Source organism: Aedoeadaptatus acetigenes, assembly GCF_025566985.1.
Classification (GTDB): domain Bacteria; phylum Bacillota; class Clostridia; order Tissierellales; family Peptoniphilaceae; genus Aedoeadaptatus; species Aedoeadaptatus acetigenes.
Window position 1 is genome coordinate 92448 of sequence record NZ_JAOQJD010000004.1, and the last position, 17265, is coordinate 109712.

The following is a 17265-nucleotide window of genomic DNA, read 5'->3' on the forward strand; positions in this document are numbered from 1 at the left end:
GTTTGTTCAAGGCAAATTTCCGCTCGCCGCTTTATCTATGAGACTCCCCATAAACGGCGGCAGAATTTCGTGGTACAATACATATAAGACCACTCGTTCATGTATTGAACGCAAACTGAAGTGAAAAACAAATGAGAGATGAACATGAATCAAACAGACCCTATTCAAGCATTTATCGAAAACAATCCCGTCCCCGAAGCCTATAAGAGCCGCATCCCCGATCCCCGCTTCCGCTACCACGGCGAAGCCATCCTGCGTGCCGCCACCGCCGCCATTTTATCCGGAAAAAATTTGCTCCTCGTCGGCGAAAAGTCCACGGGCAAAAACGTGCTGGCGGAAAATTTGGCCAAGCTTTTTCAGCGGCCGTTGTGGAACGTGTCCCTGCACATGAGCATCGACGCCGCGGCCCTCATCGGCGACGACAGCTTAAGAGACGGCAATGTCTTCTTCCGAGAAGGCCCCATTACCGTTGCGTCGAAAGTCGGGGGCTTCGCCGTCCTCGATGAGATCAACATGGCGAAAAACGAAGCCCTGGCCGTGCTCCACTCCACCCTGGACTACCGCCGCATCATCGACATGCCCGGCTACGACCTCATTAAAATCCACCCGGCCACCCGCTTCATCGCCACCATGAACGAAGGCTACGAAGGCACCCGTGACTTAAACGAAGCCCTGCTCTCCCGCTTTGTCGTGTTGAAAATGCCCGCCATGGTCGAGAGTGATCTCAAACAATTAATCGAGGAGACCCACCCGCGTCTGAAGCCCGCCTTTGTTCGCGACCTGGCCCGCCTCGTAGCGGATATGGACAAAAAAGCCGCCGCCAACGAAATCCCCCGCCACGCCGTGGACATTCGCGGCCTCTTCGACGCCCTGGACCTCGTAAAAGAAGGTCTGGAGCTGAACGACGCCCTCGCCATGACCTTGTCAAACAAGCTCTTCGATCCCTTCGAAGAAGCACTCCTCGCCGATCTCTTCAAGGCCCGCTTCAAAGCCCCCTTGTACCTCGCCGATCTCACGGACTGACCCATGAAAAGCCACGGAAAAAACAGAATCGACAATCTCCAGTGGGCCGGGGCGGAAAACTACAACTTCTCCCCCGTTCTCTACGGGGAAGATCTGGCGGGCAATCCGGATTTCTACTTAAACCTCATCCTCGGCCTCGCCGCAAAATACTTCGGCGCCGACACACTGGAGCGCCTCTTCGCCTCTTGGTCCGGCCAAATGCAGCGGGAGAAATACGATCTCTTCGCCCTCTACCTCTTGGAAGAAGCCGTCTATCGCCGCGAAGTCGATGCGCGCCCGGTCCTGTCGGATTTAAGGCGCGACTTCGCCCACCGCTTTTTAGACGACGCCCACGACCTGCGCCGGCGCACCCTGGCCCTTCGCGTGCCCCTTTTCTACGCCATGGAAATGAAGCGCACCCACGACATCCTGGGCCGCCCCTACAAAAAGCTCAACAAAAAAGAGACGGCCATCTACGACGTGCTTCGCCTCCCCGAAGACACGACGGCAGAAAATCTCAAAGCCCATGTGCTGGATCTATTCGCCCGCTGCCTTCGCTACCGAGAACGCACCCGGCGCCTGCCGCCTTGGCTTCCCGCCATTCACCTCTTCTCCATTCCCGGTTACATCTCCATCGAGCGGTCCAATGTGCCTGGCATGTTTCACAGAGAGGGCGAAGGAGGCGACATGCCCGTCGTCTTCAATTTCCTTCGCCGCATAAAAAAAGACCGGGAAGAGGAAATCGAAAAAACCTTCGGCAGAAACCTCTTCTCCGACGAAAAGAGCCTGGCCCTGAACCGCGCCATTTGCACGGAAGGCCACAGAAAATCCCGCATCTACTTTACCCGAGGGATCGACGAGAAAGACAAAAGCCAGGATCAGGAATTAAACGCCCGCACCGTGCGCCGCCACCTCATGAAATTTCAGGAAAACAAAAACAGCTACAACCGCGCCATCAGCGACTTGACCCGGGCCTTTAAGCTGAAACTGGCCTCTGTCACCACCACGGGCGGCGAGACGGCACGCCGGGGCAAGCTCATTTCCCGCCGCGCCTTTCGCGCCGAAATCTCCAACCGCGCCGCCATCTTCGAGCGGAAAAACCTGCACCCGGCGCCGAGCTTTCGCGTGGATCTCATCCTCGACGCCTCCGCCTCCCTCCTGGCCATGGAATCGACCATCGCCATCGAGGCCTACATTCTCTCCAAATCCCTGGAAAACAACGGCATTCAAAACCGCATCCTCTGCTACCAAACGGTGGAAGACACCACCGTCATTACCATCTTGAAAGACTACGACGACGGTGCCGACATGAAAAAAATCTTCCGCTACAAATCCATGGGCTGGAATCGGGACGGCCTCTTTTTCAAGGCCTATCCCGTCCTCCTCGACGGCAAAGGGCCGCAACTTTCCATCGTGCTCACCGACGCCAATCCCTGCGACTTTCATCCCCTCATGGGAAAAGGCCTGCGCCTGAACAAATCCTATTTTGAAGAGCCGGCCCTCGACGACACCGCCCGCTACCTGGACGCCCTGGCACGAAAAAACGTGAAAATTCTCGCCCTCTTAAACAGCGACCACGTGGACAACGCGGAAAAACTGTTCCATCACCGCTTCGTGAAAATACAAAAAATCGAACAGATCGCCCACGTGGCAGGCAAATGGATCCAAAAAGAACTGGTGAAAATGAATTAGTAGCTACGCAAAAAGGCGCCGAAATCGGCGCCTTTTTCCTATGGCGAAACAACCGGGTTCACGTCTCGGCTGCCTTCTTATTCTGTTATCGGATAATTAAATTCATACAATTGATCGCAAAGAGTTTCTATGAAAATTCAATTGCTACTCCACTTCATTTTTACTTTTTACGCTCCAATAGCCGTCTTTCGCACTCCCTACATACTCAATTACATTCTCATCTGTTAATTTCTTCAGATCCCTTTTTATCGTAATTAATGAAACCGAAAACAGCTCCGACAACTCGAGAGAGGTGATTTCCGACTTATTCCTCATAATCTCAACGATTTTTTCACGCCGTACGTCGGGTTTTAAGCGTTTGCTTCTGTTTTGAGTGTCATTTTGGGTGTCATTTTGGGTGTCATTTTCGGTATCATAATTTAAATTCTTTAGGATGGTTCTAAATGAGGATTCCGTCGATCGAAATAGCGGTATAAACTTGCTTTGATAGCCCTCCTCCAATTCATAGGCCTCCACAATTTTGCGAAGACCGGAGCCCCGCCGTTCCATTAAGCCCATTCTCGAAAATAAATCCGCTAAGATTGGATTCCTTCGAATGGAAGATACATCCAAAGGGTCCAGCTCTTGAATAAAACTACCATCACACATTCCGCCCGGAGAATATATTTCTAATCTATCATCGTAAATATCCACGTGGACTTCACTTCCAACCACCGAATAATCCCTATGAATAAGGGCATTCACCAGCGCTTCTTGCACCGCTCTTTCAGGGTAATCGGGGTACTCAACACGATAAACGGGCCCCTTCTTCCACATCTTTTTTGAATTTCTTTTCACAAAATCCATCGACGCCTTTAAAAGGTAGATGATATTGCCTTCGAATTCTTCATCATCAAAAGCATCCATTCGTCCATTTGCCTTTGTAAGCCCGTTCCAACGTGTGCAAAATACCCTTGATTGATAAACTTGATATCCATCGGCAAACAACGCACCTGCGTTAGTAAGTTTGTCCTCATCATTGACTAAACCAAAAGATTTCAAATCTCTTTCGACAAGCTCCCGGTTCACCCTTTCTTTATACTCTAGAGAAAGCTCTCTAAAAGTCACATCATCTAATTTTTCTTTCGATTCTAAAGAGTCATAACTGATATGCTCGCCTTTCAACGAAAGATTAAATAAATCAATTCGATCCGCAGGGATACTTTGATTGCCCACCCTTTTGTAAGCTGTCCTCGTACCACCATCTAAAACAAAATAGGGCGTATTTTTTCCGGGAAAGATCGTTAGAACCAGAATAAATTTTCCATTTATCTCTTTTATTTCCATGTCAAAATCGGGAACAGAATCCATTTTAGTTTTAATAATCTCACTAATGTTTTCAGAGTCTTTTTTGTAGTCTTCAAGCCCGAGAACGACATTGTCTTCTTTAACTCCAAAGAATAATTTTCCTCCACGACTATTGGCGAAAGCTGATACAGATTTTAACCAAGACTTTGGTTTGTTCGTTTCCAACTTTTCTTTTTTATCATACAAATTTGTTTCTCCCGGATAATCTTTCAGATTCAAAGTAGTCCCCCTCTCAGCGATTATATTTTATTATATCATGTTCCTCGGTTTGCCATTCTCCCATAAATTCAACAAAAAAGCCCGCATCAGCGAGCTTTCGTGAGTCATTTACTTTGTGAAGAACCGCCTTCTTTAAAAAGATCCATCCCGTTCAGCACAATTGAAACTATGGTCAGAATCCACAGGGCGCGGCTCAAGGTGGGCATGGTGTCCATAAGCCCGCCCCAATCGCCACGGGCGACTCGGGCGGCGCCGTCACCGTAAAAAGCGCAGAGGGCCAGGGCCGTGAGGGACAAGCTCGCCCAACGAAAGATTTCCCGATGCTTGTCGAGCTTTACGAGATTGAATAGGGCGAACGCCGCGGCGCCGACGCCGAATACGAGCCACATCGTCTCAGTCCTTTCCTTCCGTCATCTGTTTCTGCGCCAATTCTTCCAGGGCCTTCACATCCCCTTCCCGCACCACCGTCTGCGGTATATCCATTGCGAAAAATTCATCCTTCGGCTTTTGCGCCTCGCCCTTTTCGTTCACTCTATTTTCTGAAGTCAGGTCGACGGTATAGGCAGTCACATTCAAGCCTTCTTCATCCATAATCCCCTGAGCCCGTTGCAACACGGCCATGGCCGCTTTCGCCGCAACCTCGTCCCCCACGCCCTTTATCTGCGCTTGCAGCTTAAAGGGCAAATGCTTCATGTCCACGGGCTGATCCACCGTCAAATAGTCCCTGGGATCCACCTTGTCCCAAAAAGATAAGGTAATCTGATAGGGAAAGTCGTAGGCCTTCTCCAGCCCGCGGCCGTGATCGCGAATGGCATCGTCAAAGCGCATCATCGTATTAAAAATGCGTTCGCCGTATGTATCCTCCCTAAGGCGACCGAAGGAATCGAAACACAATTCAAAGGCCGAATCCTCGCTGTTCTTGTCCTGCAAATGCACCACATACTCGGGCTGCTTAAAATTATAAAACACCTTCTCCCGAGACAAATCCAAATCGCTATACTTCGCCGCGATCACCTTGTCCGCCCCCCGCTCCGCCAAAGCCTTCGAAACAGGGTTGCCGTACAGGGCATTCAGCACGACAAGAGCGATGGCAAAGATAATGCCGAAGGCAATCTTATCAACATGTTTTTTCATCGCAGGCCTCCCAAAAAACTACCCAAAAGGGCCAAGGCGCCGTAAATCGCCACGTAAATCAAGGCCGATTCATTGTAAAAAATCCAAATCGACGGCAAGAAACACAAACACACCGCCAAAGGATAGAGCACATGAAAGCCACGCATCCTGCCGTAAGCGAAAGAAATGGCGAGGCAAAGGACGGGCATGGCAAAGAGCAAGACCATCATCGCGCCCGCCGTGTTCCTCATAAAAAGAGGCAAAAGATAAAATACCGCGACGATTCCCACAAGAAAGGGAACCATATTTTTAAAAACCTTCATAGCGCCTCCAAATACTTGCACAACGATTCTTTCCTTCATTATACCCGCCGGAGAAAATTAATGGATCGGTCTCTCGCCATTCTTAGACGAAACACCCACATTGTAAAGGAATTGTTCCCAAGGAAAAAGGCACCGCCTCCGGTGCCCTTGCCTTCATCAATTGTTCGGCGATTCGTATCTGTGCGATAAACTCTATTCTCCGCTTGCCCGCAAGCTCTTATAAATCTCGCTGAGGAAAATCCCCAGCACATCCTTCTGCACCTCGGGATGATCCAAGAGATAGCTGAAAAAGCCCTGGTTTTGTCCCAGACCCTGAATCAAAGCGTCCTCCACATTGGAGAAGTAAGAGAATTTAAAATCACTCTCCGTATTGTTCTTGGCGGAAGTTTTTAAGTCGTCGGACTTCATCATAATGTCGCGAATCTGCATTGCAGCATTTATGGCCAGATCCACATCGTAATCGGAGCCGGTCTTCGCATTAATCTCCGCAATAATTTCCGACAACAGCTCCCGCTTGTCCCCGGGAAGCACAATGGGCTCCGCCACGGGAAGAGACACGAAAGGCTCGGGCGTGATCGGTTCATTCTCCCGAGTTTCCCCTTTAATTTGTTGGATGCGATCGATCTTCACCTTCCCCCTCAAGTCGAAGCCGTCGCCGGCATCGTCGATGGAGAGAAGCTTCAAGAAGTAAGTGATGTAGATATAAAACTTGTGCACATCGGGATCTTCAAAGCAAGATACCTGAATCAAATACTCGTAGAAGCGCTTGAAATTTCGCAGCTTCGTCAAGTATTCCCGTTGCTTCTCTTCCCTTAACTCGTTGAAGCGACCGACAGAAGACATGAGGCATCGTTCCAAAGACCGCTGTTCGCCGGAGGAAAGGGTCGTTTTGCCCTTTTTAAAGATCAGTTCGTCGAAACGCTCCACATCCAAGGCATCGATGACGTAGTACCCGTCCAAACTGATTAACAGCTCCTTGATCTTGCTCGCCGACAAATCATTGGCCAGAAGCGTCGTCGTGTAATAAGGCGCAAAGGCCTTTTCCATCTCCTCGTAAGAATTGGCAAAGTCCAGAACGAATACCTTCTTGTCATGAGGCGGACACACCCGATTGAGGCGGGATAAAGTCTGTACCGCATTGACCCCTTTCAGCCGCTTCATGACGTACATAGCCGATAGCTTCTTTTGATCGAAGCCCGTTTGATACTTGTTGGCCACGATCATCACATTGTACTCACGGGAATCGAAGGCGCCGGGCACAGAATCTTCGCTCATTTGATTCATGCCCACCTCCGTGTACACCTTCTCGTCCCCGTCCAACTGCACCTTGCCGGAAAAAGCCACCAGGGCGTGAATATCATCGTAGCCCTTTTTCGCCACATAGTCCTCGAAAGCCTGCCTATACTTCACCGCCGCCTGCCGAGATGCAGTGACCACCATGGCCTTCGCCTCGCCGCCTAAACCTGCCATGACATGATTTTTAAAATGCTCAATAATAATTTCAACACGCTGAGAAATATTCGTCTCGTGAAGCTCCACAAAGCGGGCGATCTGCCGCTTCGCCGCCATGGTCTTCAGCTCCGGATCGTCTTCGATCTCTTTATTGATTTGGTAATAGGTTTTGTAAGTGGTGTAATTTTGAAGCACGTCGAGAATAAAGCCCTCTTCAATGGCCTGCTTCATGGAATACAAATGAAAGGCCTCGTAATGGCCGTCGGGATTCAGGCGACCGAACATCCTCAGCGTCGTCGCCTTCGGCGTCGCCGTAAAGGCAAACATGGACACATTCTCTTGCTTGCCGGTTTTTCTCAACTCATCCAAAATCACATCGTCGAAATCCTCAACGTCCGCCCCGTCGGAGCCCAGAGCGCGGGTCACCGCCTGCATGTTCCGCCCGGACGTAGAGGAATGGGCCTCGTCGATGATTACGGCGAAGCGCTTGTCCTTTAGATTCTTCAGCTCGCTGACAATGTAGGGAAACTTTTGTATGGTGGTGGCCACGATCTTCGTGTTTCCCTCCAGGGCATCCTTTAAATCCCGAGAGGAGCAATTCTTGTCCATGGTGCGAATCAGCCCCCGGGCGTGATCCAAACTCGTCACCGCCTTTTGCAACTGCCGATCCACCACCACACGGTCCGTGACGATAATAATCGTGTCGTAAATCACTTCGTTGGCCTCGTCGTGAAGGGAAACCAAGCGGTGGGCAAGCCAGGCGATGGAATTGGTCTTCCCCGAGCCCGCCGAGTGCTGAATCAAATAATTCAGCCGCGTCTTATTCACCGCCACATCGGCGAGAATCTTTCGGATTAAATCCAATTGATGGTAGCGGGGAAAAATCACCGTCTCCTTGATCTTCGTCTTCTCCCCCTCTTCCACCTCTTTGCGCTCGATAAAAATAAACTTCTTAATGAGCTCGAGAATGGAATCCTTCGTCAGCACCTCTTTCCACATATAGGACACCTGGTCCTCGTCTTGCAAAGGCGGATTTCCCGCCCCGGTATGGACCCCGACCCCATTGCCCTTATTAAAGGGCAAAAAGAAGGTCTTCTCGCCGTTCAGCTTCGTGGTCATCATAACATTTTGCGTGTCCATGGCGAAGCACACGAAACAGCCCGCCTTCCATAGGAATAAGCGGGATTTCGGATCCCGATCCATTCGATACTGCTTAATGGCGTTGCGGTAATTTTGCTGGGAGAACTCGCTTTTAAATTCGATGGCGATAATGGCCAGACCGTTTAAAAACAACACCGTATCCACCCGCTCGCCGGCCTTGGCGTAGACCTCTTCCATGACGGAGAAGCGATTGTTTTCGTACTTGGCTTTGAGATCCTCGTTGAAATCCGTGGCGGGCTTCGTGTACATGAGCTCCAGCTTCCGATTGGCGATCTCCACGCCGTTTTTCAACACGTCGATAAGGGAAGAGCCCTTTTTCGTAATCTCCCCGTTAATGAAATTCACCACAGTTTCCCGCAGATCCTCTTTAAACACCGATTCCAAATCCGCCATGACTTCTTCCTGAGTGGCGTAGAGAAATTCGAAGAGCATGTCCACGTCCATGGCATAGGCGGCGTTGAAATTTTGGCTTCCTCTGGCGATAAAGCCGTTCTCTTCACTTAAATGGGCGGCAAATCCTCGTTGAAATTCCCTTCGCTCATCTTTCGCTTTGGTCATGAAATCCATTTAGACCTCCCTCTTTCCCGTCACATACTCGTAAATCAGCGACTTCTTATACTCGTCGAGAACGGCTAGCTGCTTACGTTTTATGGCGATGGTATCGTCGATGGCTTGTGTTTTTTTGTCGAGATAATCAGCTATTTGTCTTTGTTCACCCAAACTTGGAACCGGCGCTTTAATAGCTCCAAATTCCGTTTCATTAAAAGAACTCCTGAGATTTTTTGACAAATGCAGCAATTCTTTGGTTTCGTCGAGCATCAAATAGAAATAATAGTAATAATCTCGTACAGCCAAGTTGTTCATTACATACTGGCTATATGCGGGACTTGATAATCCATTTTGTTCAATTTTACCTACCGTCCTTGGGGTAACATCGTAATCAAACAAACACAGTAATAAATTCCCTTCGCTTAAAATCTGATAGCCATCAAAGCTTGTCGGAAATTTTCCCCCACCTTCTAAATCTCTGACTATGACACCTTTTTTTGTCAATGATAAAATTGGTTCTCCCTCATATTTGCTCTTAATTATTTTAACCTTTTCCATCAGGTACTTATTTGGCAAAACCTTCCATTGCTCGGGGATTTCCCCGATCCAAGGGAACCCCGAGTCCTTCATTTCCGCATTTTTATCCAGCCCCTTGGTCACCGCCTCGGTAATCACCGACTTCTTGTATGCTTCCAGAACGGATAACTGATTCTCTATAATGGCTATGTCATCGTTGATAGATCCACACTTCTCGTCTAAGTGATTCGCTATTATTACTTGCTCTTGTATTGGAGGCACCGTTAAAGTTTGTTCCCTTACTTCTTGCCACGATGTTCTAGGCATTTTTACTCCATAAGTCATACTATTGACGAAATCGATAAATTTATGAGATAAAAGCAAATATTTGTAATACTTATTATACTGCTCTTCATTAAACTTTATCCTTATCAATTCGCTAGTGCAAAAACCTCTTTGTTCAGCTAAGAAACCTTTGGCTAAATAGGGTCTCAGTTTAGAAAATAAAAAGTCGCCTTTTTCAAAAATCGGTGTTTCACATTCGTCGTAATCTACGTCTTGACCTATAATGTTGCCGTTAAAAGAGTCCACGTGTTCCAGACCTATGAATCGCTCACCTTTTTTATAAATAGCGGTCTCATTTTTAGAAGCGCCTATATATTTTAATTTCTCAACTTCCCAATCCTCCGGTATTTTGCCGATCCATTCCACGCCGGAATCTTTCATTTTCCGCACCACGCTACACCTCCTCGAATAGGTCTTTCACCTTTTCGTTGACCATCTCTTCCAGTGCCAAGAATTCCTCGGCCAATTCCTCGGAGGGGCGAAGCGCTTCGTATTTATAGAAGTAGCGGGTAAAGGGGATCTCGGCGCCGCTTTTAATCCGCGGCGTCTTGGCAGTGAGATCTTCTTCGAAAAAGGCCTTGGCGTCGGGAATATGGGGCAGCACTTCCCGGGCCATGTAGTCTTCCACATCTTCCTGGATGTTGACGATCTCCGTGTCTTTCGTGTCCTCGTCGTAAAGGATATTTCCCTCCTTGTCCAATTGAATTTCCGCTTCCTTGTCCATGACGGAAAGGCCGTCGAGAATTTTCGTCAATTGCGCCTTAGGCAGGGCCACGGGCTTTAATAGATCCTGCAAGAAAGGTTCGAAAGCTTCTTTCGATAGGAATTTTTCTTCGGAGACGTGGGCCTCCAACAGGCGGAAGATTTCGTCGTAGACTTCTTTGTTTTCTTCGTATTTCTTTAAATTCTTCGCCTCGGTTTTCTTCAAGGCTTCGCCGGATTCCGACTTTTCTGCCAGCTCCTCGTGTTTCCTGGGATCGTAGAAGCTGTTTAGCGCCCCGGACGCCGCCAAGGCCTCGATCCGCTCGTCGCTTACGGCATAGGCCCGTTGCAGGGGCTGCATCACCGTGTATTCCCGGTAGATAAATTCTTCGTTGTCGTGGATTTGGCTGCGCTCGTTTTCTTCAAAGGCGGCGTAGAGCTCCGTAATGGCTTGTCGATCGGCGGCAGTAAATTCCCTCCGCTTGTTGCCCAAAGATTTTCTCAGGGGATGATAGATTTCCGTGGCGTCGATGAGTTGAATTTTGCCCCGTCGCTCCGCCCGCTTGTTCTTGGAAAGGATCCACACATAAGTAGCGATGCCCGTATTGTAAAAGAGGTCCGTAGGCATGGCGATTATGGCTTCGATGAGGTCGCCTTCCAAGAGGCGGCGGCGAATTTGGCTTTCTCCCGAGGAGACGCCGCCGTTAAAGAGGGGGGAGCCGTTGGTAATGATGGCACCGCGGCCCACAACATCGTCCATTTTGTTTAATGCCGACTGCATAAAGAGGAGCTGGGAATCGCCCCCGGCGGGAAGCCCCGCCGGCCAGCGGGATTTTTCCCCTTTGGCGTAGTCTTCCATGACGGCATCTTCCTGGCCGATTTTTGCATCGGCGCCTTTCCAGGGCGTGCCGAAGGGCGGGTTTTCCAGCACGAAGCGCATTTTCGTGTCTTTGAAGCAGTCTTCCTTAAAAGTGTCGGCGTGTTTGAAATAAGACGCGTCCTGATTTTTAATGAGCATTTCCGCCAAGCCCACGGCGTAGGATTGACCCATAAGTTCCTGGCCGAAGAGGCGTATGTCCGCCGAGGGATTCAGTTGTTTTAAGTGGCTGTAGGCGGTAGAGAGCATGCCGCCGGTCCCGCAGGCTTGATCCAGTATGGTAATGACTTTACCTTCGTCGAAGACGTCGTCGGTGCCTTCTGCCGTGAGCACGGAGACCATCATTTTTATAATGTCTCGGCCCGTGTAAAATTGCCCGGCCTCCACATTTTGGTAGAAGCGGCCGATGAGGTTTTCAAATATGTAGCCCATTTTAATGGAATCGAAGGTTTCTTCGGAAAGATCGATCTCCGAAAAAGCTTTGATCACGTTAAAGAGGCAATTCTCCTTGTCCATCTTTTCGATATGGGATGTGATCGAAAGTTCGTTGAGGATGTCCTGCACATTGGCGGAGAAGCCGTCGATGTAGGCCTTAAAGTTTGCCGCGATGTGATCCGGGTCGTTGCACAGCTCTTTCAGATTGTAGCGAGAAGTGTTGTAAAATTGCTTTCCGGCGATGCGGGCGAGGGCGCGGGCCGGGTAGGCTTTGTTTCCTTCGTAGGTTGCCACCACTTTGTCTTTCGTCGGCTCAAGCACGCATTCGAAGCGGCGGATGACGGTCATGGGAATGATGACGTCGCCGTATTTGTCGGGCATGTACGCGCCGCGAAGTTTATTGGCGATGGACCAAATAAAATTCGCTTCCTGAGTAATGTCCACGGATTCGTCTTCCATGGTGGTAAATAAATTGTCTTCCATTTCCGTCCTCCTGCTCTTGTCTTTCATCTATTTCAATGGTTGATGGCATACGATTTCATTTTAATTTTAACATAGACTTCCAGATAGAAGAACATCAAATCCGCCACGCTCTCGCCCTACAAAAAATCCACCGGGTTTCCCCGATGGATGCTTATTTCTCCCTTACCCGGTAGATGAAATCGCCGCGGTAAAAGATGTCCATATAGATTTCCAAAGCCTCGTCGCCGCGGCTCAGGAAGCCGGTGATGAAGCAGTTTTTATAGCCGTGGTAGGTGCTCATGATGTCCATGGCCTTGAATTTTGAATGGAAGGCGTCGTAAAAAGTGGTGAGGGTCATTTTTTCGCCGACGAAGCTTCCCACATTGCCCGTCAAGACGTTTTTGTATTCCATGATATAAATATAGGAATCTTCCGCCGACACGCCGGTGATGACGACCTCCCCGTCCACCATGGCATCGGCGGCGGTGTCCACGAAGCCGTATTGGGGCAGGAGGCGCAGCTCGCCGCTGTCGTAATCGTAGTCCATGGCGATGATGTGGGCGTCGTGGAGGCTAAAGCGGTCCCCTGTGTCTTTTGTTTTCTTGTAGTCGGTCATGTCGTCTCCTTTGTTACCTACACCGGTCGGGCGAATAGGCGCGTTGCGCGCACAGGCCTTGTTTGCGGCCGTTGCTTTCGCCGCCTATGTCCGTGTCTCTCTTTTTCTTTCCCCACGTAAAACAGCCACAGAGGCGTTCTCCGTGGCTGTATTCCTTACAGATCTCTGATTCCCACCAGTTCCGATTTCACCAAGAGGCGCTTGTTATTTTTCGGATAGGGGTGGCAGCTCATGAGGTAGAGCTTGGTCTTGTCCTCTTCGCGAATGAAGCGGCTCCAGTCGTCGGGCTCCACCACCTCATCGCCCATGACTTTGTAGTAGAGGACCTGTTTGCGGGTGGTGATTTTTATTTCGTCGCCGGGCTCCAGTTTGTTGATGTGCAAAAAGAAATCCAGTCCCTTGCCCGATCCCCGATGGCCGGCCAAGACGGTGATGGTGTTTTTCGACCTGCTCGGCGGATCCGTGGTTTTCACCACGCCGACGCCGAGGAGCAGATTTTTTTTGCTCGTGTTGTCGAATATGGGGAGCACCACGTCGATTTTGTCGATGCGGATCACGCCCAGGGCGTTTTCGTAGGTGATGGCGTCTTCCTGAAGGGATTTCGCCGCACCGGCATCTTTTTCGGCAGCTGCCGGCTTTTTGGCAGCGGCTTTTTTCTTGCTCGCCTCTTTCAGCATGGCTTCTTCCATGGCCAGGGCGACCTTTTTCTGCTTTTCATTTTTTAAATGCACCTTTACGGGAATCGCCGCCCCGATAAGGAGAAGGGAAATCCCCAGAAGTATCAGGAATTTCCCTTGTCTGTTTTTGTGTTTACTTGACTTCATCGACGGATTCTCTCCGTTTTTTAATGCCGATGCCGAGGATCACCGCGCCCACTGCGGCGAGGCCCACGGCGTAGAACACGGGGCTGATGCCGTCGCCGGTCTTGGGCAAACGGCCGTTGCTCGCTGCGGCGGTGGTGCCGCTCGTGCGCGTGCCCGTCGCGGAGACGGGATCGCCGTAGACGACGATTCTGCCGTCTTTTGCGGTGACGGTGTCGCCGGATTGGAGCTTGCCCAGGGTAATGCTGCCGTCGCGATTTACGGCAAAGTTAAAGTCGCGGGCCAGTTGATAGCCTTGGGGCGCCGTCTTCGTGTGGAAGCGGTAGCTGCCCGGTTGCAATTGGGTCTTGTAGCCCGTGTTGGAGGTGGTCCAGCTTTCGAGCAGTTTGCCGTTTTGGTAAATTTCCACGACAGCGCCTTCCAGGAGGGTGCCGTCTTTTTTCGCCACGTCGAATTCAACCCAGTGGTTTTTGGCTTGGGCTTTCTTGTCGGTGGTCGGTTTCTTTTGATTGTTTTGTCCCGGTTTTTCCTCGGGCTTCTTGTTGGGATCTTCCTCGAGCTTGCCGCCCGCTTCGCCGACGCAGATGTGGCCGCCTTCTTTCAGTTTCACCATTTCGCCTAATTGAATGCCGCGGAGGACGATGGAACCGTCGGTTTTCACTTCGAATTCAAAGTCTTTGGCGATTTTGTGACCCAAGACGACAGCGGCTTCGTGGTATCTGTAGACGCCGGCTTCCAGTTCCAGCTTGTGGTGGTCGGATCCGCTCTTCCAGGAGTCGATTTTGGTTCCGTCTTTGTAGATTTCGATTTCGACTCCGAGAAGGATTTTGCCGAGGGAATCGACTCTTGAGAAAGTGACGACGCGCTTGGCGCTTTTGCTGACAAGGGCCAATTCTTGATAGGAGCCTAAATTGGTCAGGCCGTAGCTGGCATCGACGATTCGTTGGTCTTCCACGGTAAAGCGAATGGGCTCTGCGGCAGAATGGCCGGTGGTTTGCGAGAATTCGTAGACGCCGTCGGCGAAATCGGAAATGTTAATTCCCTTCGCGTTCTTTTCGCTAAACCATTTGATTGTCCTGCCTGCGCTGTCTTTAATTTGCAGTTCCCGCCCGATGATGTCCTTGCCGTTGCTGTCCTTTAGTCTGAAGAAAAATTGCTTTTCAATCGGCTCCGCTTTTAGGAACAGGGTTTCGTTGCCGTCTTTGGTTTCCAGATATTCTTTATCCGCTTCGGCAGGTACGACTTTACCATCCTCTTTGATTTCAAATTTGATGGTGTCTTTTTCAAGCTTATAGCCCTCGGGCAACTTGGTAACGATCAGTTCATATTCGCCCTTATCCCGCGGCAATTCAGTAGGCTGATCCTTCGTTACAAATGTTCCATCAAACGTCTTACCGTCTTGTTTTATTATGACATTTGCTCCGGACAATTCCTTGCCGTCGATGCCGCGAAGACTGAAGAAGAGTTTGCCCGTTTCTTTTTTAGCTTCAAGAATCAAATATTGATCATTGTCGCTGTCACTGGTCTTTAATCTGTCGGACTTGGTGCTGATTTTTCCGTCTTTATCAATCGTAAATTCAATGGGATCGGCTTGCTCGTAGCCTTTAGGTGTTTCACTTTGTAAAAGAAAATAGTCTCCGGGGTCCAATATATAGACCTTAAAACCTTCGCCGCTAGGCCATTCATGTAGCGCTGCCTCTTTGCCTTTTTCCTTAATTTGCAACGTCGCGCCGGCTACTTGTTTTCCGTCCTTGTCCTCTATACCGTAGAAAGTTTTACCATCTTTTTTTGCTGCTTCTATAACCAGCATATTTTTTCCATCGAATTCTCCTAAATTCTTATCGGCACCTTCGACTTTTCCATCAGCGGTAACTGTAAAGTCTATAGGTTCGCCTGACTTGTATCCCCTGATGGGAACCTCTTGCAGGAATTTGTAATTCCCTGCCGCCAAGCTACGTTTAGTCGGTGTTCTTCCGCTCGACCATGGCTTTAGATTAGAACGATCTTTTTCATCTACGACGAGCAGTGTAGCACCGTCTAGGTAATCACCATCTTTGTTACGTACAGCAAAGTAAATATCAAACGTCTCTTTCTTTTCCGGGTCCGGCGTCTCATCCTTCCCTTTGGGTTCCGGTGCCTTCATCATCTTTCTCTTACCGGCTCCTACCCTTTCTTCGTCGGGTTTATCCTCTTTTACAGAAAACAGACTCTTTACGGCCGCTAAAGGTTTCCTACGCCGCTTCGACTTTTCCACAGACACAGTGGCCGTCTTATTTGACGATGCATTCGCCTGCTTGCTCGCCGCCATCGTCGGGGCCACGGTGGCAAAAACAAAAGTCATGGCTAACAGTAGAGCTGTTAATTTTCTCTTCATTTCGTCACTCCTTCTAAAACAACTAAGGCTCGAGAATGCCGGTCGAAACGGTTTCCATGGGCGCAGTGCTATGTACATGCTCCGCTCCGCGATCCGCACTAATCGAAAAGGACAATCCTTCTATAATCAAATAAAGCCTTTTTCCAAATTCATCTCGGTTGCCCTTATTATATCACGATTTATTTATCTTATGTGTATAAATGCCATATTCCTTCCCTTATCCGCGTTTCCCCTTCCGGGCGGCAATTTTTGCAATCGTCTCCCTTTTTCTTTTCGGGCATAAAAAAACGCACCCTTTCAGGTGCGCAATTTGGTGGACAGTACTGGACTTGAACCAGCGACCCCTACGATGTCAACGTAGTGCTCTACCAACTGAGCTAACTCTCCAAACCGTTTCGGTAGCTATTAGTATACCAAGCTTTTACAAAAATGGCAAGAGAATTTTACAGCGTTATTTTCCCTTAAGCAGAAGGGCCATTTTCATTCTTCCCTCGCTTCCACAGAATGAAGGCCCCCTTTTTCAAAGTAAATCATATCTCCGGCCTTCAATATGTGTGCGGTTTCTTCGTAAACGACATTTGGCTCCCCTTCTAAGGAGATGAGCATGGCATCGCCCGGCGCTCGGTGTAGACTAAATTTTTCCCCGCCGTCAAAGGCCATCACAATTAGTTTCATGCCTCCATTGCAGGCGATTTCTTTTTGAGGACGGTGTTCGCTTGGTAGTGGACGCATTCTTTTAGTGTAGCGACGTCGCCGCCGTGAAATAACATATTCATGGTTTCACCTTTTCATTTAACGCTTCTTCCACCCATGCTTTTAATACACGGGCGTGATTGATTTTTTCACTCTTGGCACCGTAAACCAAGGTGACGGACCCATGGCGCAGGCCGTCGATGACGGATTGGCGCCACGCTTTCGCCTCTTCCGATCCATTCAGTTCTTCGAGGTACTTGTCGGTAAATTCCGTAAAGCGGTCTTCCCTGTGATCAAACCATTTTCTGAGTCCCGTGGAGGGGCACACTTCCTTCGCCCAACTGTCGAGATTCGCCCGCTCTTTGCTTACGCCTCGCGGCCAATAGCGATCCACGAGAATCCGCGCCCCGTCGTCGGGATCCGCCTTTTCGTAAGCTCGTTTTATTTTTATAGGATACATTATCATCACCAAGTTCATACTAGTTCTTTTTTAAAACCTATGCCGTATCATTTGTTACACTACTTCCCGGCGGATGGCGTCAGTTCCACAAAAAAAGCCCCTACCC

14 protein-coding genes and 1 tRNA gene are annotated in these 17265 nt (G+C 49.6%); 2 read left to right on the plus strand and 13 right to left on the minus strand.

The window, feature by feature from the left end:
* Nucleotides 1–144: 144 nt before the first annotated feature.
* Both OCV31_RS03065 and OCV31_RS03070 read left to right on the plus strand, forming a co-directional pair.
* Complete coding sequence (locus OCV31_RS03065) at nucleotides 145–1023, plus strand: AAA family ATPase (RefSeq protein ID WP_148472503.1); 879 nt, start codon at nucleotides 145–147, stop codon at nucleotides 1021–1023.
* A gap of 3 nt (nucleotides 1024–1026) precedes the next feature.
* Complete coding sequence (locus tag OCV31_RS03070; RefSeq protein ID WP_148472505.1) at nucleotides 1027–2694, plus strand: VWA domain-containing protein; 1668 nt, start codon at nucleotides 1027–1029, stop codon at nucleotides 2692–2694.
* Between the two features lie 144 nt (nucleotides 2695–2838).
* Here OCV31_RS03070 and OCV31_RS03075 read toward each other — a convergent pair whose 3' ends face one another.
* The 13 genes from OCV31_RS03075 to OCV31_RS03135 all read right to left on the minus strand — a co-directional run bounded on the left by OCV31_RS03075 (nucleotide 2839) and on the right by OCV31_RS03135 (nucleotide 17159).
* On the minus strand, nucleotides 2839–4260 hold the full coding sequence (locus OCV31_RS03075) for an AlbA family DNA-binding domain-containing protein (RefSeq protein ID WP_148472507.1): 1422 nt from the start codon (nucleotides 4258–4260) through the stop codon (nucleotides 2839–2841).
* Between the two features lie 104 nt (nucleotides 4261–4364).
* Nucleotides 4365–4649, minus strand: a complete 285-nt coding sequence (locus tag OCV31_RS03080) for a hypothetical protein (RefSeq protein ID WP_108831603.1) — start codon at nucleotides 4647–4649, stop codon at nucleotides 4365–4367.
* Nucleotides 4650–4653: 4 nt separating this feature from the next.
* The gene (locus OCV31_RS03085; RefSeq protein WP_148472509.1) at nucleotides 4654–5394 is read right to left on the minus strand and encodes a YfjL-like protein; all 741 of its coding nucleotides are present in this window, start codon (nucleotides 5392–5394) and stop codon (nucleotides 4654–4656) included.
* Nucleotides 5391–5696: a hypothetical protein gene (locus tag OCV31_RS03090; RefSeq protein WP_148472511.1), complete on the minus strand. Its 306-nt coding sequence runs from the start codon at nucleotides 5694–5696 to the stop codon at nucleotides 5391–5393. The genes OCV31_RS03085 and OCV31_RS03090 overlap by 4 nt, the downstream gene beginning before the upstream one ends.
* A 192-nt stretch (nucleotides 5697–5888) precedes the next feature.
* On the minus strand, nucleotides 5889–8876 hold the full coding sequence (locus tag OCV31_RS03095) for a type I restriction endonuclease subunit R (protein WP_267303774.1): 2988 nt from the start codon (nucleotides 8874–8876) through the stop codon (nucleotides 5889–5891).
* Nucleotides 8877–10112 carry a restriction endonuclease subunit S gene (locus OCV31_RS03100; protein WP_148472513.1) on the minus strand — a complete coding sequence of 412 codons (1236 nt, stop codon included), beginning with the start codon at nucleotides 10110–10112 and terminating at the stop codon, nucleotides 8877–8879.
* A 1-nt stretch (nucleotide 10113) separates the two neighbouring features.
* Nucleotides 10114–12216, minus strand: a complete 2103-nt coding sequence (locus tag OCV31_RS03105; RefSeq protein WP_148472515.1) for a type I restriction-modification system subunit M — start codon at nucleotides 12214–12216, stop codon at nucleotides 10114–10116.
* A 151-nt stretch (nucleotides 12217–12367) separates the two neighbouring features.
* On the minus strand, nucleotides 12368–12811 hold the full coding sequence (locus OCV31_RS03110; RefSeq protein ID WP_148472517.1) for a hypothetical protein: 444 nt from the start codon (nucleotides 12809–12811) through the stop codon (nucleotides 12368–12370).
* 155 nt (nucleotides 12812–12966) lie between these two features.
* Nucleotides 12967–13635, minus strand: coding sequence for a class C sortase (locus OCV31_RS03115; RefSeq protein ID WP_148472519.1), 669 nt, complete (start codon nucleotides 13633–13635; stop codon nucleotides 12967–12969).
* On the minus strand, nucleotides 13622–16006 hold the full coding sequence (locus OCV31_RS03120) for an MSCRAMM family protein (RefSeq protein ID WP_267303775.1): 2385 nt from the start codon (nucleotides 16004–16006) through the stop codon (nucleotides 13622–13624). The genes OCV31_RS03115 and OCV31_RS03120 overlap by 14 nt, the downstream gene beginning before the upstream one ends.
* 311 nt (nucleotides 16007–16317) lie before the next feature.
* Nucleotides 16318–16393 (minus strand) — tRNA-Val (locus tag OCV31_RS03125).
* A gap of 93 nt (nucleotides 16394–16486) precedes the next feature.
* A complete protein-coding gene (locus OCV31_RS03130; RefSeq protein WP_267303776.1) occupies nucleotides 16487–16681 on the minus strand; it encodes a cupin domain-containing protein in 195 nt (64 codons plus the stop codon).
* A gap of 97 nt (nucleotides 16682–16778) precedes the next feature.
* Nucleotides 16779–17159: a DUF488 domain-containing protein gene (locus tag OCV31_RS03135; protein WP_148472526.1), complete on the minus strand. Its 381-nt coding sequence runs from the start codon at nucleotides 17157–17159 to the stop codon at nucleotides 16779–16781.
* Nucleotides 17160–17265: the final 106 nt, after the last annotated feature.

Bases quoted from the DNA above. Each gene is read 5' to 3' on its own strand.
- OCV31_RS03065 (WP_148472503.1), top strand. From the start codon at position 145: ATGAATCAAACAGACCCTATTCAAGCATTTATCGAAAACAATCCCGTC.
- OCV31_RS03070 (WP_148472505.1), top strand. From the start codon at position 1,027: ATGAAAAGCCACGGAAAAAACAGAATCGACAATCTCCAGTGGGCCGGG.
- OCV31_RS03080 (WP_108831603.1), bottom strand. From the start codon at position 4,649: ATGTGGCTCGTATTCGGCGTCGGCGCCGCGGCGTTCGCCCTATTCAAT.
- OCV31_RS03085 (WP_148472509.1), bottom strand. From the start codon at position 5,394: ATGAAAAAACATGTTGATAAGATTGCCTTCGGCATTATCTTTGCCATC.
- OCV31_RS03090 (WP_148472511.1), bottom strand. From the start codon at position 5,696: ATGAAGGTTTTTAAAAATATGGTTCCCTTTCTTGTGGGAATCGTCGCG.
- OCV31_RS03095 (WP_267303774.1), bottom strand. From the start codon at position 8,876: ATGGATTTCATGACCAAAGCGAAAGATGAGCGAAGGGAATTTCAACGA.
- OCV31_RS03105 (WP_148472515.1), bottom strand. From the start codon at position 12,216: ATGGAAGACAATTTATTTACCACCATGGAAGACGAATCCGTGGACATT.
- OCV31_RS03110 (WP_148472517.1), bottom strand. From the start codon at position 12,811: ATGACCGACTACAAGAAAACAAAAGACACAGGGGACCGCTTTAGCCTC.
- OCV31_RS03115 (WP_148472519.1), bottom strand. From the start codon at position 13,635: ATGAAGTCAAGTAAACACAAAAACAGACAAGGGAAATTCCTGATACTT.
- OCV31_RS03120 (WP_267303775.1), bottom strand. From the start codon at position 16,006: ATGAAGAGAAAATTAACAGCTCTACTGTTAGCCATGACTTTTGTTTTT.
- OCV31_RS03130 (WP_267303776.1), bottom strand. From the start codon at position 16,681: ATGAAACTAATTGTGATGGCCTTTGACGGCGGGGAAAAATTTAGTCTA.
- OCV31_RS03135 (WP_148472526.1), bottom strand. From the start codon at position 17,159: ATGTATCCTATAAAAATAAAACGAGCTTACGAAAAGGCGGATCCCGAC.